23 protein-coding genes are annotated in these 23,654 nt (G+C 70.7%); 4 read left to right on the top strand and 19 right to left on the bottom strand.

All coding sequences use genetic code 11. The features are described 5' to 3' along the window. The first annotated feature begins 154 nt into the window (after positions 1-154). Positions 155-769, top strand: coding sequence for a nucleotidyltransferase family protein (locus IO24_RS0110675; RefSeq protein WP_031134358.1), 615 nt, complete (start codon positions 155-157; stop codon positions 767-769). A gap of 208 nt (positions 770-977) precedes the next feature. Next, the gene (aceB, locus tag IO24_RS0110670) at positions 978-2,603 is read left to right on the top strand and encodes a malate synthase A (RefSeq protein WP_031134356.1); all 1,626 of its coding nucleotides are present in this window, start codon (positions 978-980) and stop codon (positions 2,601-2,603) included. A 15-nt stretch (positions 2,604-2,618) separates the two neighbouring features. Here aceB and IO24_RS0110665 read toward each other — a convergent pair whose 3' ends face one another. The 7 genes from IO24_RS0110665 to IO24_RS42000 all read right to left on the bottom strand — a co-directional run bounded on the left by IO24_RS0110665 (position 2,619) and on the right by IO24_RS42000 (position 10,139). After that, positions 2,619-2,888 (bottom strand): Rdx family protein, encoded by a 270-nt coding sequence (locus IO24_RS0110665; RefSeq protein WP_031134355.1) that lies wholly within the window; start codon positions 2,886-2,888, stop codon positions 2,619-2,621. After that, the gene (locus IO24_RS0110660; protein WP_031134354.1) at positions 2,885-3,799 is read right to left on the bottom strand and encodes a HipA family kinase; all 915 of its coding nucleotides are present in this window, start codon (positions 3,797-3,799) and stop codon (positions 2,885-2,887) included. The genes IO24_RS0110665 and IO24_RS0110660 overlap by 4 nt, the downstream gene beginning before the upstream one ends. A 158-nt stretch (positions 3,800-3,957) precedes the next feature. Further along, positions 3,958-5,406 carry an amidase gene (locus tag IO24_RS0110655; RefSeq protein WP_031134352.1) on the bottom strand — a complete coding sequence of 483 codons (1,449 nt, stop codon included), beginning with the start codon at positions 5,404-5,406 and terminating at the stop codon, positions 3,958-3,960. A gap of 75 nt (positions 5,407-5,481) precedes the next feature. After that, complete coding sequence (locus IO24_RS46290) at positions 5,482-6,333, bottom strand: GNAT family N-acetyltransferase (RefSeq protein WP_234335236.1); 852 nt, start codon at positions 6,331-6,333, stop codon at positions 5,482-5,484. After that, the gene (locus IO24_RS0110645; protein ID WP_031134348.1) at positions 6,330-7,586 is read right to left on the bottom strand and encodes an ATP-grasp domain-containing protein; all 1,257 of its coding nucleotides are present in this window, start codon (positions 7,584-7,586) and stop codon (positions 6,330-6,332) included. The genes IO24_RS46290 and IO24_RS0110645 overlap by 4 nt, the downstream gene beginning before the upstream one ends. 22 nt (positions 7,587-7,608) lie before the next feature. Beyond that, complete coding sequence (locus tag IO24_RS0110640) at positions 7,609-8,826, bottom strand: MFS transporter (protein WP_031134346.1); 1,218 nt, start codon at positions 8,824-8,826, stop codon at positions 7,609-7,611. After that, positions 8,823-10,139, bottom strand: coding sequence for an ATP-grasp domain-containing protein (locus tag IO24_RS42000; protein WP_051905884.1), 1,317 nt, complete (start codon positions 10,137-10,139; stop codon positions 8,823-8,825). Before IO24_RS42000 ends, IO24_RS0110640 begins: the two co-directional genes overlap by 4 nt. Positions 10,140-10,408: 269 nt before the next feature. On the opposite strand from IO24_RS42000, the gene IO24_RS0110630 reads away from it, so the two are divergent. Continuing rightward, a complete protein-coding gene (locus tag IO24_RS0110630; protein WP_031134342.1) occupies positions 10,409-11,200 on the top strand; it encodes a class II aldolase/adducin family protein in 792 nt (263 codons plus the stop codon). A gap of 29 nt (positions 11,201-11,229) precedes the next feature. Here the strand turns inward: IO24_RS0110630 and IO24_RS0110625 are convergent, their stop codons facing one another. Continuing rightward, on the bottom strand, positions 11,230-12,474 hold the full coding sequence (locus IO24_RS0110625; RefSeq protein ID WP_063768069.1) for an MFS transporter: 1,245 nt from the start codon (positions 12,472-12,474) through the stop codon (positions 11,230-11,232). Between the two features lie 46 nt (positions 12,475-12,520). Between IO24_RS0110625 and IO24_RS0110620 the strand changes: the two genes are divergently transcribed. Further along, entirely contained in the window at positions 12,521-12,949 is a 429-nt protein-coding gene (locus IO24_RS0110620) for a GntR family transcriptional regulator (RefSeq protein WP_031134338.1), read from the top strand. Here the strand turns inward: IO24_RS0110620 and IO24_RS0110615 are convergent. From IO24_RS0110615 to IO24_RS0110565, 11 genes are all read right to left on the bottom strand, one after another. Further along, entirely contained in the window at positions 12,931-14,175 is a 1,245-nt protein-coding gene (locus tag IO24_RS0110615; RefSeq protein ID WP_037667686.1) for an ATP-grasp domain-containing protein, read from the bottom strand. The genes IO24_RS0110620 and IO24_RS0110615 overlap by 19 nt on opposite strands. Then, positions 14,172-15,578 (bottom strand): methylaspartate mutase, encoded by a 1,407-nt coding sequence (locus IO24_RS0110610; RefSeq protein ID WP_031134334.1) that lies wholly within the window; start codon positions 15,576-15,578, stop codon positions 14,172-14,174. Before IO24_RS0110610 ends, IO24_RS0110615 begins: the two co-directional genes overlap by 4 nt. Then, entirely contained in the window at positions 15,575-16,063 is a 489-nt protein-coding gene (locus IO24_RS0110605) for a cobalamin-dependent protein (RefSeq protein WP_078899308.1), read from the bottom strand. The genes IO24_RS0110610 and IO24_RS0110605 overlap by 4 nt, the downstream gene beginning before the upstream one ends. 5 nt (positions 16,064-16,068) lie before the next feature. Beyond that, entirely contained in the window at positions 16,069-16,578 is a 510-nt protein-coding gene (locus IO24_RS41995) for a hypothetical protein (RefSeq protein WP_051905883.1), read from the bottom strand. Between the two features lie 37 nt (positions 16,579-16,615). Beyond that, complete coding sequence (locus IO24_RS40540) at positions 16,616-17,935, bottom strand: ATP-grasp domain-containing protein (RefSeq protein ID WP_078899307.1); 1,320 nt, start codon at positions 17,933-17,935, stop codon at positions 16,616-16,618. Further along, positions 17,932-19,299 (bottom strand): TrpB-like pyridoxal phosphate-dependent enzyme, encoded by a 1,368-nt coding sequence (locus IO24_RS0110590; RefSeq protein ID WP_031134328.1) that lies wholly within the window; start codon positions 19,297-19,299, stop codon positions 17,932-17,934. The genes IO24_RS40540 and IO24_RS0110590 overlap by 4 nt, the downstream gene beginning before the upstream one ends. Before the next feature lies 1 nt (position 19,300). Continuing rightward, a complete protein-coding gene (locus IO24_RS0110585; protein ID WP_031134326.1) occupies positions 19,301-19,987 on the bottom strand; it encodes a transglutaminase-like domain-containing protein in 687 nt (228 codons plus the stop codon). 12 nt (positions 19,988-19,999) lie between these two features. After that, entirely contained in the window at positions 20,000-21,166 is a 1,167-nt protein-coding gene (locus tag IO24_RS0110580) for an acyl-CoA dehydrogenase family protein (protein ID WP_031134324.1), read from the bottom strand. Between the two features lie 11 nt (positions 21,167-21,177). Then, a complete protein-coding gene (locus IO24_RS0110575; protein WP_031134322.1) occupies positions 21,178-21,555 on the bottom strand; it encodes an ectoine synthase in 378 nt (125 codons plus the stop codon). A gap of 5 nt (positions 21,556-21,560) precedes the next feature. Beyond that, positions 21,561-21,833 (bottom strand): acyl carrier protein, encoded by a 273-nt coding sequence (locus IO24_RS0110570; protein WP_031134320.1) that lies wholly within the window; start codon positions 21,831-21,833, stop codon positions 21,561-21,563. A 100-nt stretch (positions 21,834-21,933) separates the two neighbouring features. Next, entirely contained in the window at positions 21,934-23,433 is a 1,500-nt protein-coding gene (locus IO24_RS0110565) for an AMP-binding protein (RefSeq protein ID WP_031134318.1), read from the bottom strand. Positions 23,434-23,654 lie beyond the last annotated feature (221 nt).

Here is a 23,654-nt window from a genome sequence, read left to right as displayed (position 1 = left end):
GCGGGCGACAGTAAACGACGCGGACCACCAGGCGCCAGTCCATTGCGTCATCGACTTGTTTCGCTGAGTGACTTTCTGGCCCGAGGCGTACGCCTGTCCGACGCGCGTCCCGCGCCGTCGCACCCCCGTGCGGGGCGTGCGGTATGCAGGAGCCATGACGACACGGCAGACGACGGGCGGGGCACGAGCGGTTGCGGGACTGCTGCTCGCGGCCGGTGGCGGGCGGCGACTCGGCGGGCGGCCCAAGGCGCTGCTCCCTCACCGGGGACGGCCCCTCGTGGAGCACGCGGTGCGGGTGCTGCGGGAGGGCGGTTGCGCGACCGTCCATGTGGTCCTGGGCGCACAGGCCGACGAGGTACGCGCCAGGGCCTCTCTCCCGGGCTGCGCCCTGGTCGACAACCCCGACTGGGGGCAGGGCATGGGGACTTCCCTGCGCGCCGGGCTCGGCTCACTCGCCGGCACACAGGCCCGGGCCGCCCTGGTCTCACTCGTCGACCAGCCCGGCATCGGACCCGAGGCGGTGGCCCGGGTCCTCGCGGCGTACGAGGGCGAGGAGTCGCTCGTTTCCGCCGCGTACGACGGCGTGCGCGGCCATCCGGTGCTGTTCGGCGCCGCCCACTGGGAGGGCATCGCCGCGACTGCGACCGGCGACCGGGGGGCACGCGCCTATCTGACGGAGCACCGGCCGGCCGTCACCCTCATCGAGTGCGGGGACGTCGCCCGGCCCTTCGACATCGACACCGAAGCCGATCTGACCCACCTTGAGTGAGCGGGGTGGCACGGAGCGCCACCTTGCCTCGACTCAGAGAATCTCGACATCAACAAACGATTGAACTTCCACCATGAGGAAACTAGTATCCACTGTTCAGAAGCGCCCGTCTGCTCCCCGGGCGCCGAACGCCGTATCCGGGAAGACTGGCACCCGGTGCCAAGCACGCCGGCTCGTCTTCACAGCTCGCTGAAGGAAGTGACCGTTCATGTCCGCACCAGCGCCGTCCCCGCTGGCCATCGTCGACGCCGAGCCCCTGCCCCGGCAGGAGGAGGTCCTCACCGAAGCGGCACTCGCCTTCGTGGCCGAGCTGCACCGGCGGTTCACGCCCCGGCGTGACGAGCTCCTCGCCCGCCGCGCCGAGCGCCGCGCCGAGATCGCCCGCACCTCCACGCTCGACTTCCTTCCCGAGACCGCCGCGATCCGCGCGGACGACTCCTGGAAGGTGGCCCCCTCCCCCGCGGCCCTCGACGACCGCCGGGTGGAGATCACCGGCCCCACCGACCGCAAGATGACCATCAACGCCCTCAACTCGGGCGCCAGGGTGTGGCTCGCGGACTTCGAGGACGCCTCCGCTCCCACCTGGGAGAACGTGGTCCTCGGCCAGCTCAACCTCACCGACGCCTACACGCGGAACATCGACTTCACGGACCCGAAGTCCGGCAAGTCCTACGCCCTGAAGGCGAACGAGGAGCTCGCCACGGTCGTCATGCGCCCGCGCGGCTGGCACCTGAACGAGCGCCACCTCGTCGACGCCGACGGCACCCCGGTGCCCGGCGCGCTCGTCGACTTCGGCCTGTACTTCTTCCACAACGCCCAGCGCCTGCTGGACCTCGGCAAGGGCCCGTACTTCTACCTCCCCAAGACGGAGTCCCACCTGGAGGCCCGCCTCTGGAACGAGGTGTTCGTCTTCGCGCAGGAGTACTGCGGCATCCCCCAGGGCACGGTCCGCGCGACCGTCCTCATCGAGACGATCACCGCCGCGTACGAGATGGAGGAGATCCTCTACGAACTGCGCGACCACGCCTCCGGCCTGAACGCGGGCCGTTGGGACTACCTGTTCTCCATCGTCAAGAACTTCCGTGACGGCGGCGCCAAGTTCGTCCTACCGGACCGCAACGCGGTGACGATGACGGCCCCGTTCATGCGCGCTTACACCGAACTCCTCGTCCGCACCTGCCACAAGCGCGGCGCCCACGCCATCGGCGGCATGGCGGCCTTCATCCCGTCCCGCCGGGACGCCGAGGTCAACAAGGTCGCCTTCGAGAAGGTCCGCGCCGACAAGGACCGCGAGGCCGGCGACGGCTTCGACGGTTCGTGGGTCGCCCACCCCGACCTGGTGCCGATCGCCATGGAGTCCTTCGACAAGGTCCTCGGCGACAAGCCCAACCAGAAGGACCGGCTGCGTGAGGACGTCGACGTCCGGGCGGCCGACCTGATCGCCATCGACTCGCTGGACGCCAAGCCGACCTACGCGGGTCTGGTCAACGCCGTGCAGGTCGGCATCCGTTACATCGAGGCCTGGCTGCGCGGCCTCGGCGCGGTCGCCATCTTCAACCTGATGGAGGACGCGGCCACCGCCGAGATCTCCCGCTCCCAGATCTGGCAGTGGATCAACGCGGAGGTCGTCCTCGACAACGGCGAGCAGGTCACCGCCGAGCTGGCCCGCAAGGTCGCCGCCGAGGAACTCGCCGGCATCAGGGCCGAGATCGGCGACGAGGCCTTCGCGGCCGGCAACTGGCAGCAGGCGCACGACCTGCTGCTGACGGTCTCCCTCGACGAGGACTACGCCGACTTCCTGACGCTCCCGGCGTACGAGCAGCTCAAGGGCTGACCCCGCACCGAACGGCTAGCGCTCCGAGTGGCCCAGGGACTTCCCCGGGGCCACTCGGTCGCGTACGGCCCGCTTCACGGCCGTCGGCTCCGGGAAGCCCTGTTCGCGCCTGTCCCAGACGACCTCGTCGCCCACGCGGACGACGAACACCCCGCCCGTGCCGGGCTTGAGAGCCAGCTCCGTCAGCTCGGCCTCGAACGTCGTGAGCAGTTCCTGTGCCAGCCAGGCCGCGCGGGGCAGCCAGCGGCACTGTGTGCAGTACTCGATCTCGACACGGCCACTCATCCGAGGTGCACCGACCAATCCTGCTGGGCCGCGGGCTTGCCGTGCAGGTCGGGCACCTGCTTGAGCCACGCGGGGCGTTCCTGCTGGTTCTTCGCCGCCCTGAGGGCCTCCTCGGCGGCGAGCTCCTCCCGGGTGGGGAAGCCGGTGGGCAGCCAGGCCCCGGAAGCCTCCACGCGCGCGTGGAGGTACGTCACGTACGCCTCGCGGACCTCCTGCGCGGTGGCGAAGCCCGGCTCGTCCGCGAGCCAGGCGTCCGGGACCTCGTCGAGGATCCGCCGCAGCAGTTCCTCGGTGACCCGGGGTGCCAGCTCGGTGTCGGCGGCCCGGACGTCGGGCCCGTAGTGGCCGAGGGCGTGGTGCCGGAAGTCGTAGGCCTTGCGGGGGTCGGTGGCGTCCCAGCGGTGGTGGAAGACGAGGGCCGCACCGTGGTCGATCAGCCACAGGCGCGGGCGGGCGACACCGAGGGTGGGCCACACCATCAGGTTGGAACTGTGGACCGTACGGTCGACGTTCACGGTCAGGGCGTCGAGCCAGACGATCTTCCCCGCCTCCAGCGGATCGACCGGAAAGACCCGGGCGATCTCCGGTGTGAAGTCCCGGGCGCCCGGCAGGTGATCCATGCCGAGGTTGACGCCCGCGCTGGCGGCGTGCAGCTCCCGCACCTCCTGGTGCGGCTCGTGCTCCGCGATCGCCGGGTCGAAGCGCACCAGGACCAGCTCGGGGAAGCGCAGCCCGAGGGCGCGGGCCAGCTCCCCCACGATCACCTCGGCGACGAGCGCCTTGCGGCCCTGCGCGGAGCCGGTGAACTTCACGACGTACGTGCCCAGATCGTCCGCCTCGACGACAGCGGGCACGGAGCCGCCGGACCGCAGGGGTTCGACGTAGCGGGTTGCAGTGACCTCTCTCAACACTTACGAAGGTCCCGTCGCATACTTCCCTCACATTCCACGACTACCTCCGAGGTGCTGCAATCCGGGGAACCAGCCACGATCACCCCTGGGGAGAATGCCTCCGGCATGAAGTGAGCATAGTAACCAAGCGTGACAGCCGGAGCGGCTGGGTTTAAGCCCTACGTCGGTGCCTGAAAGCCGCCGATCTTCTGCTCAAGCAATGCGGCCAGCCGCAGCGGGGTGCGGTCCTCGAACATCGGGCCGATGAGCTGCACCCCCACCGGCAGGCCCTCGGGCGACCGGCCCGCCGGTACAGCGGTGGCGGGTAGACCGGGCAGAGTGGCCAGACCGGCCCAGACGAGCTGGTCGAAGTACGGATACTCGACACCGTCGATGTCGATCCGGCGTCTCATCGGGTCGGGGTGGTGGTCGTGCGGGAACGCGGGAGTGGGCGTGATGGGACACACCACGGCGTCGAACCCTGCGAAGAACCGCCGCCAGCCATGGCGGTGGAGCTCGCGCAAGCCGTTCGCCTCGATCCAGTCGCGGTGGCTGAGCACCATGCCGCGCAGCCGCGCCGCATCGAGGCTCCGGTCGTCCGCGCTCAGTCCGGCGGCGCGGGCCTGCAGCTGCTCGTACGCTTCGACGGGAAAACGTGCAACGGAGCCCGAGAACAGGAACTGCGTGTAGAGAATTGCGGCTTCGGCCAGATCGGGCAGCAGCGGACTGTCCCGCTCGACGCGGGCACCACCGTCGACAAGCGCGTCGGCCACCCGGCCCACGCCTGCCCGCACGGCAGACCCGGTCGGAATGAGCGGATGCTCGTCGAGGACCAGGACCCGGAAGTCGCGGAGCCGTTCGTGGCGCGCGGGCGGCAGCGTCAGCCGGTACGCCACACCGAGCGTCAGCGGGTCCGGTCCGGCCATGACGTCGAGCAGGAGCGCGAGGTCGCGAGCGGTGCGCGCCATCGGACCGACGACGGCGAGGTCGTGCTCGGCCGGCAGGGCCGGGCCCGGCGGCGGGACCATGCCTCGGCTCGCCGCCAGCCCGACGGTCGGCTTGTGCGCGTAGATGCCGCAGAAATGCGCGGGGGTGCGCAACGAACCGGCGAGGTCGGAGCCGATGGACAGTGCGCCGAATCCGGACGCCAGGGCCGCCGCCGAGCCGCCGGAGGATCCGCCCGGCGTACGACGGTGGTCCCACGGGTTGTTGGTCGTGCCGTAGATCTCGTTGAAGGTCTGCACGTCCTGCAGCCCCACGGGCACGTTGGTCTTGCCGAGCACCACCGCGCCCGCGGCCTTGAGCCGCGACACCTGCACCGCGTCCTCGGCCGGCACGAAGTTCCGCGGCGGCATACCCCAGGTCGTGGGCAGCCCCGCGATGTCGTACGACTCCTTGACCGTCACCGGAATGCCCAGCAGGGGCCGGTCCTCACCGCGGGCACGCGCCCGGTCGGCACCACGCGCGGCGGCCCGTGCGCGGTCGAAGTCCGGCACACAGATCGCGTTGATCGCAGCGTCGTCCCGTTCGATACGGGCGATCGCCTCGTCGGTCAGTTCCGCCGAGGTCACTTCACCGGCACGCAAGGCAGCCGCGAGTTGCTCGGCCGTCGCAAGATTCCACTCCATGAATCCGACCGTATGGGCCTGTGGAAGAGGGCACGAAATGCCGCTTCGCACAACGGAGTGGATGTCTCGGCCAGGTCATTCGTGTCCGGGCACGGTCTTCCTGTGGAAGCAGACTCGGTCCTGCCCCGGGCCGTCGTAGTCACTGCACACGGGCAAGCCGTCGACCTCGCGGTCGCCCGGTTCGAGAGTGAACCCCATGGCCTGGTGGAACGCGATGGAACCGGTGTTGCCCGGCGAGGTGATCGCACGTACTTCGCGACGGCCTGCGGCGTCAGCGCGTCGGAGGAACTCCGTGTAGAGCCTGCGGGCCAGCCCCTGCCCGCGCAGTGTCGGATCGACTCCCACGAAGTGGATGTAGGCCTCCTCGTCGTTGTCCGCGGAGTAGAAACCGATGAGGAACGCCCTGATGCCCGCGTCGTCCTCCAGCACCAGACTGGTGCCGGAGAAGAACTGCAGAAAAAGCTTCGGCAGGAGCAGCGACAGTTCGCGGGCCTGGTCAGGCGTGCGGGAGTCACTCCACCACTGCTGCACGCACCCGACGATCATACGGTGATCAGAGACGCGCGCCTGGCGCAGCTCGAGTGCAGCATTCACTTCCGGCTCCATTCGTCCTCCCCGACTGGAACGAGAGACCGCGAGATCCTTACCGTGCTCAGGGAGATCCGGCTGCCCGTCCGAGATGTCCCGCGCCATCTCCAGGAGCAGCATTCCCAGCCGGACCCCCAGCGGCCCCAACTCGGCGCGGTAGCGCCACAAGGCCTCATTCTCCCAGGCGAGCTCGGACCTCGGCCGGCCCATGGCGGTGCGCAGCTCACCCAGTCGGCGCGCCGCGTCGGTGCGTTGCCGCATCAGTGCGGCGATGGTCCGGTCCATACCGGCGATGAGGGCCAGTTGCTCTTCGACCGCGGAGAAGGAGACCCCCGTCATGCGAACGGATCCAGCGCTTCGTGGGCCTCGGCGAGGACGTCCCCCATGGTCGGCGCGGGCTCGTCGGCGACCGGTGTGGTCCGCATGACGATCGACGCGGCGACCTCCCGGACGCGCCGCACGGCCTCCGCACCGGTGGGCGCCTGCACCAGGACATAGCCAGGCCTGTCGTCGGACCACTGCGCGGGCCGGACGACGTCCCCGACCTCGGCCCGCACGCTCAGTTCCACCACCCCGTCCGCCGCTCGGGCGGAGTCGACGCCGGACACCTCGGTGATCCGGCCCGGCGCGACATCGAGGAACTGGACGGCTGCACCGCCGCGCAGCCGGGGGGCCGGGACGGTGAAGCCCGGGTCGGCGGCCATCCGGAACGGCAGCGCCTCCAGGTCGATCCCGGTGGCCAGCTCGACGAGCTTGCTGATGCGGTCGCCTCCGGCCCTGCTGTGCGACTCGATCACCCGCGGCCCCCGCGCCGTCAGCATGATCTCCGTGTGGGCCACACCGTCCACGAGGCCCACCCCGTCCAGCACCGCACAGGTGAACTCGCGGACCGCGGTGGTGTCCCGTTCGCCCAGCGGCGCGGGCACCACATGCCCCTGCTCGATCACGCCGTCCTTCGTGTCCTTTCCCGTGATCGCGAGGACGGTGTGGCGGCCGGCGTGGGAGAAGGTCTCGACACTCAGCTCCTCACCTGTCAGCAGCGCCTCGATCATGAAGTCGCCGACGCCGTACGAATCGATCCACTCCCAGGTCTCGGCGACCTCGTCGACCGAGCGGATCTTGCGCACGCCGAGGCTCCCGGAGCCCATCAGCGGTTTGACGACCGCGCCCCCGTGCTCGCTCACGAAGGCGCGGAGTTCCTCGCGGGTCGTCCTGCGGGCGGCGGGAACGGGCCCCAGACCCTTGTCGTTCAGCAGTTCCCGCAGCGCCAGCTTGTTGTGCAGGGTCCGGGTGACCTCCAGGCCGTTGCCCGGGAGCCCCAGGGTGGTGTTCAGGTGCCCGGAGATCACCTGCCCGATCTCGCTGTGCGTGATGATCCGGGAGAAGGGGGCGACGGAGTGGAGCGTGCGGGCCAGCTCCGTGACGAGCCGTATGTCCTGGAAGTCGAAGAGATGCAGTTGGGAACAGTACTGAGCCACCTGCGGGTCGAATGTGCCGGGCTTCTCGAAATTCGTGACACGCAGACCGAGGTTCGCCGCCTTCTCCAGAATGCGGGCGTTTCCGGCGAGAACAAGGATGTGAGGATGTGCCATTTCCTACCTCTGACCAGGAGTGTTAACCGTTTGATTTCGCCGGGCTGTGGATCGCGTCGGCCATGTGCCGGCGGAATCGGAGAGAGCCCGCGAAATAGAGTGCGCAGGCCGTCGCCACCGCGGCCGCGGGAATCCAGCTGCCGACGGAACTGCCCGCATGCTCCGCCACATAGCCACCCAGCGCGTTTCCGCAGGCCACACCAATGTTCGCACTGGCACCGGCCCAGGTGAACACCTCCTGCAGCCGGGCCTCCGAGCCGGCGATCCGGCTGAGCAGATTGAATTCCTCGATTCCGATCGCGGCCATCGGAATACCGGCGAGGAAGAGGGCGCCCGCGAGCAGCCAGGGATCCGACTGCAGCGCGACGAGAGCGAAGAGGGGCAGCCAGACAAGCAGCAGCCGGCCGAATCGGCGGCCGGGCGCCGATTCGGCCGGCAGCAACCCGTAGGCGACGCCGCTCAGCACGCTCGCCAGCGCGGGCGCGAGCAGTACGAACCCCGCTGCCTCCGCGTCACCGGCGTCACCCAGCACCGACACGACGGATACGTCCATGGCTCCGGTCACCGCCGCCGTCACCCCGCCGACGCCCACCAGCCAGGCCACCGGCAGCGGCACCTGCCGGGAGGAGCCCCGGCGCCGGGTGCCGCCGTCGGGACCCAGGCACTCGCGTACGAGCCGCGTGCACGAGAACCCCACCCCGCCGACGACGACACAGCCGTCGGCGACGGCCAGGGCCAGTCCGGGGTGGACGGCGGCCAGCACTCCCATCACCGGGGGCGCGACGACGAAGAGCAGTTCCGTGACCACGGACTCCAGGGAGTTCGCCGTGCCCCGCAGCCGTTCAGGGGTCCCCGACCTCGGCCACAGGGCGCGCATCGCCGCCCCGACCGGCGGTGTCGTCATGCCGATGACGCAGCATCCGGCGACGAACGAGGGGACCGACCGGCCGTCGGCCCCGGCCAGCGCCAGCGCGGTGCCCGGGACGCTGACGCAGGCCATCGTGGCGTAGACCGCGGAGGTGCCGTACCGGGAACTCAGCCGTCCGGCGACGGGACTGCCGACGGCGACCCCGAGCATGAGGCCGCCGGCCCCCAGGCCACCGACACCGATGCCGAGGCGGGCGGTTCCCAGGAAGAGGGCTCCCAGCCCGCACGCGACGTAGCCGAACCGGCCCAGGACCGAGAAGAACTCGGCCTGCCTCAGCCCCGGGCGGTGGAAGAGTTCGGCGTACTGCCTCATCGTGCGCCGGGATCGGAAGGCTCTCGCAGCGGAGCCAGTTCCAGGGTGATGGCGCCCTCGATCGCCTTCAGCCGGGTGAAGAAGTCGCCGAAGTCGTCGCTCGTCGCGAGCACCCGGAACGGGTGTGAGATCGTCCCCTCGTCGGCGACCAGCCGGTCCCCGCGCCGCTTGGCGCGTACCACCTCCAGTACACCGGGGAGCCGGGCGATCTCCTCCTCGCCCCCGATCTCGATCACCTCGTACTCTCCCTGCGGCGGCTGAGGCGTGTAGTAGAAGGCGTGGCCGCGGAAGCGGGGCAGGCCCGCCGGCGGCTGCCCGAGCGCGATCCGTGCCAGCTGTTCCACGACGTCGTAACCGGCGGCCGCGCGCAGGAGTTCGGACACGCCACCGCCGATGCGTCCGTTGATCTCGATGACGACCGGGCCGGCGGCGGTGAGCATGAGTTCCGTGTGGGTGGCACCGCGAGTGACGCCCAGGGCCCGCAGCGCGTCGGTGGTGGACTGCCGGATCTCCGCGACCCGGGGCTCCGGCAGGCCGGACGGCATCACGTCCCCCACTTCCCGGAAGGGGGGTGCCAGGGGCAGCTTGTCGGTGACCGCCAGGTGGTGGACCGTGCCGTCGTCGATCAGTGACTCGACGCTGACCCGGGTTCCCATGCGGTCGTCGGCGTGCCAGTTGTCGCCCTCGATGACCTCCTCCACGACGAACACCGGCGGAGCGCCGATGACCCGCGGGTCCGTCGCATACATCCCGGCCGCTCGCCGGAAGGCGGCGAGCAGCTCGGGCAGGTCGTGCACGAGCGTCACGCAGAGGCTGCCGACGCCGACGGCGGGCTTGAGCACCACCGGGAACGCCAAGTCGGCGGCGGCGGACCGCAGTCCGTCCTCGTCCGACACGACGGCGAAGGCCGGGCAGGGCACTCCCGCCGCCCGCAGCGCCTCTCGTTGCAGGTCCTTGCGGCGCAGGCGAGCGGTCGCGACGGGCGGGTTGGACGGCAGCCCGAGCGCGGCGGCGGCGACGGCGGCGTGGTAGCTCACCAGCTCGCTCAGGGCCAGAACGCCGTCCACGGGCCCGGACCGCGCGGCGATCCGGAGCACCTCGTCGATGGCTTGATCCGGTCGTTCGATGACCTGGACGGGACCGAGTGCCGCCAACTGCCCGACCCGCCGGTCCTGGTCCTCCCGTGTTCCCCAGCGCAGTGTGACGACACTGCAGCGGGCCACGCCCCGCAGGGCGCTCAGGATGTCCTGCAATCCCGGTCCGGGAGGCGCGTCCACCAGGATCAGATGCGGCTTGGGCGGCGACTGCGGCACTGCGTTCTCCCTTGTTACCCACATTTCGGCACGGATTGACAAGCGTAGATCGGCAAGCATGGATCGACGCTCGACAAGCCCGGACAAGCGGGCCCGAAAAGGCCGCCGGAAGCGTATCCCGAGTCCTTTCCGGCCAACACCGTATTTCAAGCCAGTTGATCGTCTGCGCTCGCCGATCCGATGCCGACGCTTTCCGGGAACCCACTGGTCGGCGGCGGGCGAATACGGCATGATGACCTCGCCGAATCACGTTCCCGAAGGAGGATTGAGTGAGCCTCGTCGATCTGAAGCCGATTCCGAGGGACCAGCTGGCGTTACGAGCGCCGCAGGTTTTCGAGGATGTCACGGAAGAACGGCGGCATCGCCAGGAGGGGCTGGTTATCGCATTCCGTCTCTTCGGAAGGTTCGGGTTCGAAGAGGGAATCGCCGGCCATATCACGGCTCGCGATCCTGAACACACCGATCACTTCTGGGTGAACCCGTACGGAATGTCTTTCAAACACATCCGGGTCAGCGATCTGGTGCTCGTCAACTCCGCGGGCGAGGTGGTGCACGGCCGGTACGACATCAACGAGGCCGCGTTCGCGATCCACTCCCAGATCCACGCCGCGCGCCCCGAGGTGGTCGCGGCGGCTCACAGTCACTCCCTGCACGGCAAGGCCCTGTCTGCGCTGGGCGAGAAGCTGGAGCCGATCACCCAGGACGTCTGCGCGTTCTACGAGGACCACGGCCTGTACGAGGAGTACAACGGCCTGGTGGACGACACCGAGGAGGGCCGCCGCATCGCCCGCGCCCTGGGTGACCACAAGGCGGTGATCCTGCGCAACCACGGGCTTCTCACCGTGGGACGGTCGGTGGAGGCCGCCGCCTGGTGGTTCGTCACCATGGAACGTTCCTGCCAGGCGCAGCTGCTGGCCAAGGCGGCGGGCAAGGTGGTGCACATCGACCACGAAACGGCCGCGGCGACGCGCCGGGACATCGGCGGCGACGACTTCGCGTGGGTCAATTTCCAGCCGTTGCGCGACCAGATCCTGCGGGACGAGACCGACCTCTTCGACTGACACTCCCGGCCCGGGGGCCGGCCCGCCCTTCACTCGCGATGCTCCTCGCCCGCCGGCGCCCGGTCCTCCCCCTTCACCGCCCGGCCGCGTTGCCCGCCCACTGCCGCCCGGTCCCACCAGGCCGGGACGAGGGCCGTCAGCATCAGGGCCGCGGTGAGGGCGAAGGCCCAGGGGTAGCCGGTCAGGCCGGCCACCGCGCCGAAGCCGACGGCGCCGATGCCCATACCCGCGTCGTAGGCGACGTTCCACAGGGCGCTGACCGTCCCGTATCCGGAGGCCGGGACCCGGGAGTACATCAGCGTGATGGTCGCGTTCTGGGTGATGCCGAAACCGATCCCGAACACGGCCACGCCCACGAGGACCGCGACGGGGACATTCGTGAGGGCGACGACGAGGATGCCGGCGGCCGAGGCGAGCAGCCCCGGCACCATCAGCCCGGCGGCCCCGTGCCGGTCGCCGTGCCGGCCGGCGAACCAGCGGGAGGCGGTCGCGGCGGCGGGCTGCAGGAACAGCGCCGCGGCGACCACGCCGGAATGGCGCGACGCAACGGCCAGCGGCAGGAACGTGACGACGATCCCCGCGCCCAGCGCCGTCACCGCGAAGACGGCCGTGGGCCGGGCGAGCGCGCCGGAACGGGCCCCGGCGAACACCCCGAGCGGCGGGCCCTGCGTCGCCTCCCGGTCGGGCAGGCCCGGTACGGCGGCGATGGAGACCAGCGCCAGCAGGGCCGCCGCCGCGCAGACCGGACCGTATCCCGTGTGCGAGGCCAGCCACGCCCCGAGCGGCAGCGCCACGAGCGACGGCACACCGGCCACGATCCCGGTCAGGGCCAGTCCCTCGCCGCGGCGCTCGGGCGGGATCAGCGATACGGTCAGCGCCCCGCCCGCCACGACGGCGAACGCGAAGCCGAGACCGCGTACGAGACACACCGCGACGATCCACACCATGCTCTGCGAGACCGTCAGGGCCAGGGCCGGAGCACCCAGCAACAGCAGCCCCGCGCCCAGCATCAGGCGATAGCCGCAGCGGGCTGCCAGCCACGGGGCCATCAGCTCGCCGACAACCGTCGCCAGCATCAGCGCGCCGGTGACCAGGCCCGCCTCGTCGCTGCCCCGGCCCGGCACGCTCTGCGCGTACATCGGGACGACCGAGAGCAGGAGGAAGAAGCTGGCCGAGGAGCCGACGACGGTGACGAAGCGCATCAGCAGCGCCCGGGTCAGCAGCCGCGGCCGTGACCCGGCCGCCCGGTGCTGCGGATCGACGGATGAGGTCATGCGGTGAACCTAAGGATCGGGCCGGCCATCGGTAAGCTCCAATTCCATGCCGCTCGAGTGGGCCGGTTCGTCGCCGGACCTGTTGCTGGTCATCGACCGGGAGAGCCACGAGCCGCTGCGCTCCCAGGTGGAGCGCGGGCTGCGGGAGGCGATCCGGGCCGGCCGGCTGTGCGGCGGCGAACGGCTCCCGTCCTCCCGCGCCCTCGCCCACGGTCTCGGTCTGTCCCGCGGGCTGGTGCAGGAGTGCTACGCCCAACTCCAGGCCGAGGGCTATCTCGTGCCCCGCGTCGGCTCGGGCACCCGGGTCGCCGTGCACACGCCCGTACGGCAGCCGCCGGCCGAGCGCCCGGCCCGGCTCGTCCTGGAGTTCGGGAACGTGAGCGAGGACGCCCTGACCGCCGGCGTCGCGGCGGTGGGCGACCTGCTCGGCGGTGACGGCCGCGGACCGCACGGCCGTCACGTGGGGCGGGTGTGAATCACGAGCCGGCCGGCGGCCCGGCGGGACCGGGCGACGGCGGTGTCCGTGTCGGGGCCCCGGGCGGCCACGTGGCCCAGGCCGTCCCACTGGCCGGCGAACGGCCGCACCAGGTCGCCGGGGCCCACCCACAGGTCGACCGCCACCGTGTCCGGGTCCGCTTCCACCGTGGCGAGGCCGTCGACGCGGTCCACCCGTCCCTCGTCGGCCAGCAGCAGCCAGCTGGCCGCGGCCCCGCGCGGCGCCGGCCGCTCCGGCAGCGGGTCCACCAGGCCCGCCGGCCAGCCGATGGCCATCGACATCGGGTCGTGCCCGTAGACGTCCTCGATCATGTCGGTCAGCAGTGCGCCACCGACCCGGTTCTGCGACTCGCAGATCACCGGGCCGCGCGGGCCGAGAATGATCTCCGTGTGCGTGGGACCGTCCCGGAAGCCCATGGCGTCGAGGAACGCGACCGCCGTGGCGGCGACCGCCCGCTCGGCGTCGGGGCCGAGCCGGGCCGGGATGGCGTGCCCGACATGGACGTGGTTCGACTTCTCCGTGATCGCCTCCGTCACGGCCATCACCACGTGCCGGCCGCCGAAGCTGAACGTCTCGGCGCTGTAGAGCGGTCCCTCGACGTACTCCTCCATGACGAACCGGTCGATCCGGTAGGCGTCGATCAGCGGATGTCCGGAGCCGGACCGCAGGTGCTGGACCTGACGCCAGGCCGGTTCGGTGGCGGCGCGGTCCCGCACCACCATCACGCCGAAGCTGGCGGTGCCGTTGCTGGGCTTGACGATGAACGGGTATCCGTGTGCCTCGCCGAACCGGACGAGGCTGTCGTGGCCGTCCACCAGCTCCGCGGCCACGGGCAGCAGGCCGTCGGGTGCCGTCTCGGCGAGACGGCGGCGCATCAGCCACTTGTCGGTGAACCGATGACTCACCTCGTACGGCGTTCCGCCCAGCCCCAGCAGGTCGTTGACGCGGGCGACGGGGTCGAGACCCGGCTCGGTCAGCGACACGGCTGCCGAGAAGCCCCACTTCTCGTACGCCTCCTCCACCAGCGGCCGCAGGGTCGTCCAGTCGGTGTAGTCGGTGAGCAGGACGTCGTCGACCAGGTCCCGCTGCCCGGGAGCGAAGTCCTGCTCGAACTGGCAGTACACGACGTCCAGACCCAGGTCCTTGGCCTTCTGGAGCTGGTAACCCGGGCCTCCGACGAGGAGGATGCGCTTCGGACTGGTCACAGGGATCCCTCGTTGAACAGGTTCGGGAAGTAGTTGATGTCGGCGGTCAGATCGGCGAGCACCGAGCGGGCCGACGGGCTGGGGCCCGCGGGCAGGCACAGGAGTTCCCGGTGGCGCGCCAGCGTCCCGGCGGACAGCGGGAGGCCGCCGGCCGAGAGGTAGCGGACGGCTCCTTCGGGGTCCCGCTTGGGGATGACCCGGGACCGGGCGAACCGGCTGGCGCTGAACGGGATGTCGAGGGTGCCCCGGTCGAACGCCTCGACGATCGCCGGTATCGGTTCCCGGCGCGCCAGGACCGGTTCGACGATCTCGTCGACCTCGGCCAGGATCCACTCCCGCTCGCGGCGTACCTGGTCCCGGTCCACGGACAGGAAGCCGAGCAGCGGGGAGTTGCACCGGTCGGCGAGCCTGAGCCCCTCGATGTTCGCGCGGGTGCCCGGAATACCGAGCGCCTCCTGGTGGGTCTTGGTGATGATCTTGGAGGCGCCGCCCAGCCGGGCCACCAGGGCGCCGTAGAGGATCAGGTCCTCGGCGTTGCCGCGGAGCCTCGGGAAGACGCCCATGAACGCGTGCAGGACAGGGTGGACGTCGACGCCCGCCGGCAGGTATCTCCCGGCCAGCTCCGGGATGGCCTCCAATGCGGCCACGTCCTGGGCCAGATGGCCGCCCTGCGGATAGGCGACGGAGACACACCGCACTCCGGCCCGGGCGGCGAGCACGGCCTCCAGGACGCTGACGGCCAGGCTGACCGACGGCGGCACCAGGACGGCGGTCAGGGTGCCGAAGAGTTCCCGGTCGACCACGACCCCCGCCTCGGCCAGTTCCCCGCACCTTCTGTCCACGGCCTCCCATGCGGCCAGCGAGGTGGCCAGCGGCACCGCCTTCGCGTAGGGCAGGTTGTACGAGATCCCGCCCCCCTCGAACGACGTGATACCGCTGGCGAGACAGACGTCGAAGAGGATCCGGGGGTCCGGCGAGCCGTGCCGCACCTCCAGCGGGGCCGCGACCGCCTCGTTGAGCTCCCGGCCCCGGCGCCACCCGTGGGCCACGAGCGGATAGCCGTTGAGGTCCTCCGGCCGCGTGGCGAGGGTGCGCGCCGCCTCCTCGAAGCGCCGCAACCGGGTGTGGGAGTCGATGGTCACGGTGAGGACGTCGGGCTCGGCCTCCGTCTCCAGGGCGAGGAGCAGCGCCTTCATCTCCTCGTGGCCGCCCACTCCGCACCGGGGCTGAACGGCCACCCGTCGCCGGGCCCGCACCTCGCCGAGTACCTGCGCGACGGTGGGCTTGCCCAGCGAGGTGATGTAGGAGACGGACTCCCTCAGGCCGGGCAGGGGGCCGGGCGCCCCGGCGCCCCGCCTGGGTCCCCGGCGCCCCGCGGAGGCGAGGGAGCTCGGTCGGTTCATGACGCGGCCGGCTGCGCGAACCGCCCGTCCGTGGCCCGGGTGGCCCGCAGCTCGTCCAGTACGGCGGGCAGGTCGGCGGGGTCCGCCACGATCCGGTCCACGCCGCAGGCGTAGAGCCGGGCCAGGGCCGAGGGGTCCTTGCGGCTGCCCACCGACAGGTTCCCGCCGACCACGACCGGGCACCGGATGCGTCCCGAGAGCTTGGCCTCCGCCAGATCGCGCAGGTCCGCGTGGACATGGCCGTTGAGGCTGCCGATCAGGACCGCCTCGGCCTCCGGGTGCGCCGCGCAGGCGTCGGCGAACTCGTCGACGGAGGTGCACGCGCCCAGGTTGACCACGTGGAAGCCGAGCTCGTCCAGGAAATGGGCGATGAGCTGGTTGGCCACCACATGGGAATCGCTGGCTGCCACGCCGAGGATGACCAGCCGGCGGCCGCCGGGCGCGCGGGGTGCGGGGGTCCGCGGTTGCTCCCGTGACGTCGACATGTGAACTAGACCAGTTCGCCGGTGCACAGGTCGTCGAGGTACGCCTGCTTGGCGGCGTGGTCGCGCTTCGAGAGCAGGTAGCGGGACCAGCCGCGCCGCTCGTGGGCGGTGGCGTCGAGTTCCTCGATGCTCTGGGTGGGCCGCAGAAAGCCGGGCTTCGGCGGGTAGGGCAGGAAACCCGCGTCGTCCTTGTAGTAGAGGCCCTGCCACATCTCGTTCTTGTCCCGCCAGACGCAGACGAGCATGAAGTACTTCGCGCCGTCCCGGTGCAGCAGGACGAACCCCAGTTCCCGGCGGAACTCGAGCCGTTCGGCCGCCACCTCTGCCGCCAGGAAGTCCCGCGCCTCGGCGCTGACCTCCGGGGTGGCGTGCTGGTCGGCGCCTCGGACGTCGTACCACTTCAGACAGGCTCCGGGCAGGTACAGGGGCTCGCCGGGGAAGATCCGCTTGGCGCTGTGCGTCCAGTCCGCCGGGTAGTCGGCGAGACCGTCGAGGGAGGACGTCGTCTGGGTCATGGGATGCGGGTGCCTTTCCATGGGTGGTGTCGCGGGGTCAGGCCGGCCGGGCGCACGGAAACGCGGCGTAGAGGCCGTTCTTCTCGAGGTCGCGCAGTCGCCGGTAGTCCGCCTCGACCCGGGCGGTGTCGGCGGCGGCGAGGTACAGGTAGCCGGGTGAGGTGAACAGGTCGACGGTGCGGGGCAGCGGTGCGTCCTGAGGGAGGGTGAGGACCAGGTCGACGAAGGAGTCGAGCGACCGCACCTCCGCGAGGTGCTCGGCCGACAGGACCGCCGCGTCGTACGGGTTGACGAGGGTCACGTACCGCAGCCGGGACGAGGGCCGGTAGCGGGGCAGCCGGCGTTCTGCGAGGTCCTCGGGCCGGGCGATGGCCCGTGCCATGCAGTCGAGTTGGTCGGTGCCGAGGAACCGCGAGACCACCGCGGGGGCGTGCGATCCGCCGACCCGCGCGGCGGCCTCGACCAGGACCGGTCCGCGCTCGGTGAGGATCACCTCGGTGTGCGCCGCCCCGTTGCGGATCTCCAGCGCGTCCAGGACGGACAGGACGTACGGCACGACGGTGGCGACGGCCGGGTCCTCCGGCGGCACCGGCTCCTCGAAGTCGTACATCGGGCGGGCGCCGTCGACGGGGCTCTTGTGATACCTCCACACCTCCACCAGGTGGTGGGCTCCGTCGCGGCTCACGGTGTTGACGAAGTACTCGTCGCCGTGCAGGTACTCCTGGGCGAGCACCGTCGTGTTGTCACCGCCGTAGCGGTCGGTGCAGGCGGTGACGGCCTCGAACGCCTCCTTCAGGTCCTGCTCCGAGTGGCAGAAGCGGACGTTGTCCGTACCGGCGCTGGCCCTCGGTTTGAGCACCACGGGCCAGGAGTCGTGGTCCCGCGCCCACCGGGCGAGCTCTTGCGCGGACGAGGTGGCGATGCTCGCCGCGGTGGCCAGGCCGGCCTCGCGGACGGCCTGGGTCATCTCGTACTTGTCCCGCCTGGCCGCCGGCCGCGACATGCCGTTGCCGGCCGTGCCGAGTTCCGCGGAGAGCCGGTCGGCGAGCAGGACGCCCGACTCGGTGCCGGCGATGACGAAGCCGACGCCGTGCATCCGCAGCGCCCGGGCGGTGGCGGCCACGTCGCCGTGGTGCCGTACCTCCACGGTGAAGTCCCCGGCCGCCCGGTCCGCCATCTGGAGGTCGGGGGTGTCGGAGCACACGTGGACGCACGCGACCCCGTGCCGGGCCAGGGCCGCGGGCAGGAAGGCGCCCATGCCGTGGGCGTCGACGACGGCGGCCGTCAGGGCTCCCGCGGAGGCCGCCGGTGCGCCGGCCGCGGGCGGCCCCGGGTCGGCGGAGCGCCGGGCCGTCATACGGCGGCCACCTGAGGGATGCTCGCCGCGGCCCGCTCCAGCGTCTCGTCGTCGGCCTCGGCCTCGTTCAGTTCACCGGCGAAGTACGAGTCGTATGCGGCCAGGTCGAAGTGGCCGTGGCCGGAGAGGCCGAACACGATGGCCCGGGAGACGCCCTCCTCCCGGCAGCGCATCGCCTCGTCGATGGCGACGCGGACGGCGTGCGTCGACTCGGGCGCCGGCAGGACGCCCTCGGCGCGGGCGAAGGTGACGCCCGCCTCCAGACAGCGGACCTGGCCGACGGCGACGGGCTCGATCAGCCCGTCCTCCACCGCGCGGCTGACCAGCGGGGCCATGCCGTGTGCGCGCAGCCCGCCGGCGTGCACGGCCGGCGGCACGAACGCGTGGCCGAGCGAGTGCATCCGGAACAGCGGGCCGAGCCGGCCGGTGTCGGCGTAGTCGTACACGACGGAGCCCTTGGTCAGGGTGGGGCAGGCGGCCGGCTCCGCCGCGATCACCCGCACCGGTGTGCCGCCGCGCAGCATGGCGCCCATAAACGGGAACGCGAGGCCGGCGAGGTTGCTGCCGCCGCCCGCGCAGCCGACCACGATGTCCGGGTAGTCGTCGGCCAGCTCCAGCTGCCGGACGGCCTCCTGGCCGATCACGGTCTGGTGGAGCAGGACATGGTTGGCCCCACTGCCGAGCACATAGCCGAGCGAGGGGTCCCGGGCGAACGCCTCCAGCGCCTCCGAGGTGGCGATGCCGAGGCTGCCGGGGCTGTCCGGGTCGTCGGCGAGCACGGCCCGGCCGACCGCCGTCTCCGGACTGGGGCTCGGCACGCAGACCGCGCCGTACGTCTCCATCAGCGACCTGCGGTAGGGCTTCTGACGATAACTCACCTTGACCATGTAGATCTTGGCGGTCATGCCGAAGAACGAGGCGCTCAGCGCGGTGGCGCTGCCCCACTGGCCGGCGCCCGTCTCGGTGACCAGGCCCGTCTTGCCGGCCAGCTTGTTGTAGTAGGCCTGCGGGATGCCCGTGTTGGGCTTGTGGCTGCCGGTCGGTGCCACGCCTTCGTACTTGTAGTAGATCCGCGCCGGGGTGTCCAAGGCCCGTTCCAGGCGGCGGGCGCGGAACAGCGGGGAGGGCCGCCACAGGGCGTACAGCTCCCGGACCTGCTCGGGGATCTCGTAGGTGCGGTCCGTGCCGGTCTCTTGCTCGATCAGCGGCTCCGGCATGGTGTGGGCCATCTCGTCGCGCGTCAGGGGCTTGCCCGTGTCCGCGTTGAGCGCCGGTGCGAGCGGCGGTCCCGGCAGGTCCGCGGCGATGTTGTACCAGTGGGTCGGTATGTCGGCCTCAGCCAGCGAGAACTTCGTCCTCGGCATGTCAGGAACCCTCCACAGTGATGGCCTCCGTGACGAGCGAGCCGGCAGCCGTCCGGTCCGTGCTCGCGAAGAGCAGCGGATGCGCCTGCCTGATGCCATCGGTGACCAGGGAATAGGGAACGTCGTCGAACTCACCGCGCAGGGTGAGGAACTCCATGTGCCGTCGCCCCTGCTCGTCGTAGGGGTGGTAGAGGCTGTCCGTGCGGCCGTCGAAGTCGAGCGGCTTGATGCCGTAGAGCCGGCAGAGCAGTTTGTTGAAGACCGGAGTCGCCTTGAGCCAGGTGCCGCCGAGGTGGACCGACGTGAGGCTGTGAAAGCGGAAGACGTCGCCCCCGACCAGCTCCCGCAGCCGTGGGGAGGCGAGGTGGTTGCGTACGTCCGCGTAGACGATCCGGCTGGGGACGCCCACGGCGCGCAGCGCGGCCGCGTACACGATGGACTTGTGGACGCAGAAACCGGCGCCCCGTTCGATGACCCGGCTCGCCGTCAGACCGCGGCGGGACAGATCGGCGTCGTAGACCTCGTACCGGATGCCGTCCCGGACCGCGTAGTACAGCGCGACGGCCCGGTCCGTGTCCGTGGCCGCGCCGGTGCCCGCCAGGGCCCGGTCGACGAACTCGCGGACCACCGGGGACCGGTGGTCGAGGAACTCCGTCGGGCTCAGTGTCGCGTCGAGGCTTTCGGTCATGTGCGCACTCCTCTAACCGCCCTGCACCGCAGGGGACTTGTGCAGGCCCATGAAGGAGGCGAGTCGCTGCCGTTGCATTTCCGAGGTGCCGGAGTAGATGGTCCCGGCGACCGCGTTCCGCAGCTCCTTCTCGATTCCGTACTCGGTGCTGTATCCGGCTCCGCCGAAGATCTGCACCGCCGCCAGCGCCGACCGTACGTTCGCCTCGCTCACCACGAGTTTGGTGATGGCCAGGTCTGTGGCTATGCCCTGTTTGCCGGCGAACTTCTCCGCCGTGTCGTAGAGCCACTTCCGGGATGTCTCCACGTCCATCCGCATGTCGACGACCCGGTGTGAGATCGCCTGGTTGGAGCCGATGTTCACACCGAACTGGACCCGGTCGCGGACCTGTTCGACGCAGCGTTCCAGCCGGTGGCACATCTCGCCGAGGGTGCTCGCGAACGAACAGAGGATCTCCCACTTCATCACTTCGTCCAGGACGAGGAATCCCGAACCGACCGCTCCCAGAACGTGGGTGCGGGGCACCCGGACGTCGTCGAGGAACAGTTCCGAGGTGGGCGAGGTACGCAGGCCCATCTTGCCGATCGGTGCACCGACGGCGAGGCCGGGCGTGTCCGCCGGGACCAGGAACGCGGTGATGCCGTCCAGGGCGCCCGCCGCCCCGGTACGCGCGTAGACGACCACCAGATCGGCGATCGGACCGTTGCTCACGAACGACTTGGTGCCCTTGAGCACGAACGCGTCACCGTCGGCGACGGCCGTGGTGCGCATGTTCAGCACATCGGAACCGCCTTCCGGCTCGGTGATCGCGTGTGCTCCGATCAGCGAGCCGTCGCAGACGGACGGCAGGTAGTGCGCCTTCAGCGACTCCGAGCCGAAACGCTGCACCGATACGCCCGTGCTGACCAGGTGCGTGACGGCCGAGAAGGTGAGGCCGGCGTCGCGGCATCCGTGGCCCAGGCCCTCCAGGACGTACATCGTGGTCGGCAGGTCCAGCCCCGCCCCGCCCCATGCGGCGTCGAAGGGCGCCCCGAACAGGCCGATGTCGCGCAGTCCCGCCCAGCCCTCCCATGCGAAGCTGCCCGGACCGTCACGCTCCAGATGATCGGCGCCCACGGCCTCGCCGGCCTTCTCGGCCACGGCCCGCAGCGCCTTCTGCTCGTCACTCCACCGAATCACTCGAGGCCCCCTCAGTACTGCGAGAACGCGTCCTCGTCCAGGGTGTGCCGCTCATCACCCTGGAGCGGCGGATTGAAGACGCTGATCAGCTCGAGATCGACGTCCGGAGCCGCGATCAGGAAGTGCGCGTCGTGCTCGTCGAGCGCGTAGAGGACGCCCGGGAGCAGTTCGTGCGCGGTGCTGCCGTCGGCGGTGGAGACCCAGCCACGTCCGGCGATGCAGTAACAGGCCTCCAGGTGACGCCGGTATTCCAGCCGTGACTTGGTGCCGGCGCGGACCACGGTGTGGCAGACGGTGAATCCCATCCGGTCGCCCTGCAGAAGGAAGCGATAACTGAGACCGTTTCCCCAGTCGACGATCTTCACCTCTTCTTTCCTTCTGACGATCATCCCCGTCATTCCCCGTCCACTCGCGCATAGGACAGCTCCTGGGCGTTCCCCACGAATTCCCGTATCGCTGCCACGGAGCGGAACGACCGTGGAGACAGCGCCAGGTCGTCGACCGGAATGGCATAGCGGCTGCGCAGCCACTCGATGAGTTCGAGCAGTTGCAGACTGCTCACCACTCCGCTGTCGAACAGGTCCAGTGTCGGCTCGAGTTCGTCGGCGGGAGTGCCGGGCAGATAGGTCGACACGATGTGCTCGGTGATCTCACGTTCCAGGCTCATGCGGGAATCTCCAGGGAATCGAGCGGCATGCGTGCGGGCACGAAGTGGAACCGGACGGCAGGGAGGTGACGGTGGTGTCGGCCGCCGGCCCGCGGGGGGGTCAGGCGAGCGCCGGGTCCGTCCGGAACGCGTCGCGGATGCGGGCCCGGTCGGGCTTCCCCGTCGGGCCGACGGGCAGCGGCTCCCGGGTGAGGCGCACGGTCGGCACGGCCGGCCGCGCGAGCCTGGCCGAGCAGTGCGCCAGGAGCTTCAGGCCACTGAGAGCGGCCTCGGGGCGGGTCCGTACGAGGGCCCACAGACGCGTCCCGGCGAGGGTGTCGGGTACGGCGACGACGACGGCGTCGAGCACCTGCTCGTGACTGAGGATCACCCGCTCCACCTCTTCCAGGTTCACGCGCACGCCGGCGGCCTTGACCTGGAAGTCGTTGCGGCCGACCAGGGTCAGCTCGCCGTCGGGGCCGCGCCGCACCAGGTCACCGGTGCGGAACCAGCGGCGGGCACCGGGCTCCGGGCCCTCTTGGAAGAACCTCTCCTGCGCCGCCTGCGGGTCGAGGTAGCCGTGCGCCTGGAACGGTGTGGAGACGACCAGTTCGCCGGTGCCGGGGCCGTCCAGGACCGTGTCCGCCTCCCGCAGGGACAGGTGTACGCCCGGGAGCGGCTGCCCCAGGGGGAGCACCTCCCGTTCGGCGGCCTCCTCGGCCGTGCACGAGTACAGCAGACTGTCGTTGGTCTCCGTGCATCCATAGACGTTGTGGAACACGGCGTCCGGGAACATCCGCGCGATCGTGCCCCGCAGCGGGCGGGGGGCGTGGTCGCCGGTCAGCAGCACGTGCCGGACGCCGGCGACGCGGTCCGGGGCCTTCGAGCCCTGGGTGAGCAGGCGGAAGAACAGGGGTACGGCCTGGACGACCTCGGGCCGGGTGTCCTGCAGGAGCTTCGCCAGATAATGCGGGTTGGCGGCTCGTTCCGGGTCGACGAGGATCACACAGCCGCCCTGGCTCAGGGTGGTCCAGATGTCGAGCAGAGTGAGGTCGAAGTTCAGCGGCGCGTGGCTGAGGACCCTCGTGCCGGGTCCGATCCCGAAGGCCCCGGCCGCCCATGCGGTGAACCGGTCCACGGCCGCGCCGCCGAGCGGCACGAGCTTGGGAAGACCCGTCGAGCCCGAGGTGGAGAGAAGGAGACTCGTGTCCGGCGGAACGACGGCCGCGGGCGGTGCGGGCTCGGCGGCGGGTGCGCCGGGGCGGGTGGACCGTTCGTCCTCGTCCGCCGGACCGTCCCCGGTCGTCAGCAGCTCGGGACAGCCGGCCCGCCGAGACAGCCGCTCCAGCACGTCGTGCCCGAGTTCCGGCGACGGCAGGAACACCGTCCGGCCGGCGGCGAGACAGGCGAGGACCATCGCGATCGAGTCCGGCGATTTCCTGGCCCGAAGGCCGATCGGCGCATTTCCTGGTAACGCCGATAAACCGATCCTGTCGGCAGCCCGCCGACTGAGTTCTGCCAGGTGTGCATAGGTGACGACGGCGCCGTTCCATAACAACGCCGGTGCGTCCGGCGTTCTCCTGGCATGGGCGAGGACATCACCGGCCAACAGTTTTGACACTCGTCTCCCCGTATCCCCCGTAGGAAACCGCTCTCTACTGTCACACCGTCGACGTTGAAGCGTCAACGGATCCTGAGGCTGTCAAGACCGAAGTCGAACGCGAGTCCGGATCCGACTCCAGCCACCTTGGCGACGATACCCCCATGGCCAACAGAAATCACCCTGGATTTTCCAGCGCCCGGGGAGGCGCCGTCACATCGGCCCTGATCAGGCATTTCTGC

The sequence above is a fragment of the Streptomyces flavovariabilis genome, from assembly GCF_000725785.1.
GTDB lineage: Bacteria > Actinomycetota > Actinomycetes > Streptomycetales > Streptomycetaceae > Streptomyces > Streptomyces hawaiiensis.
Note: the sequence above shows the minus strand (reverse complement) of the source record. Positions and strands in the feature narration are given on the sequence as shown.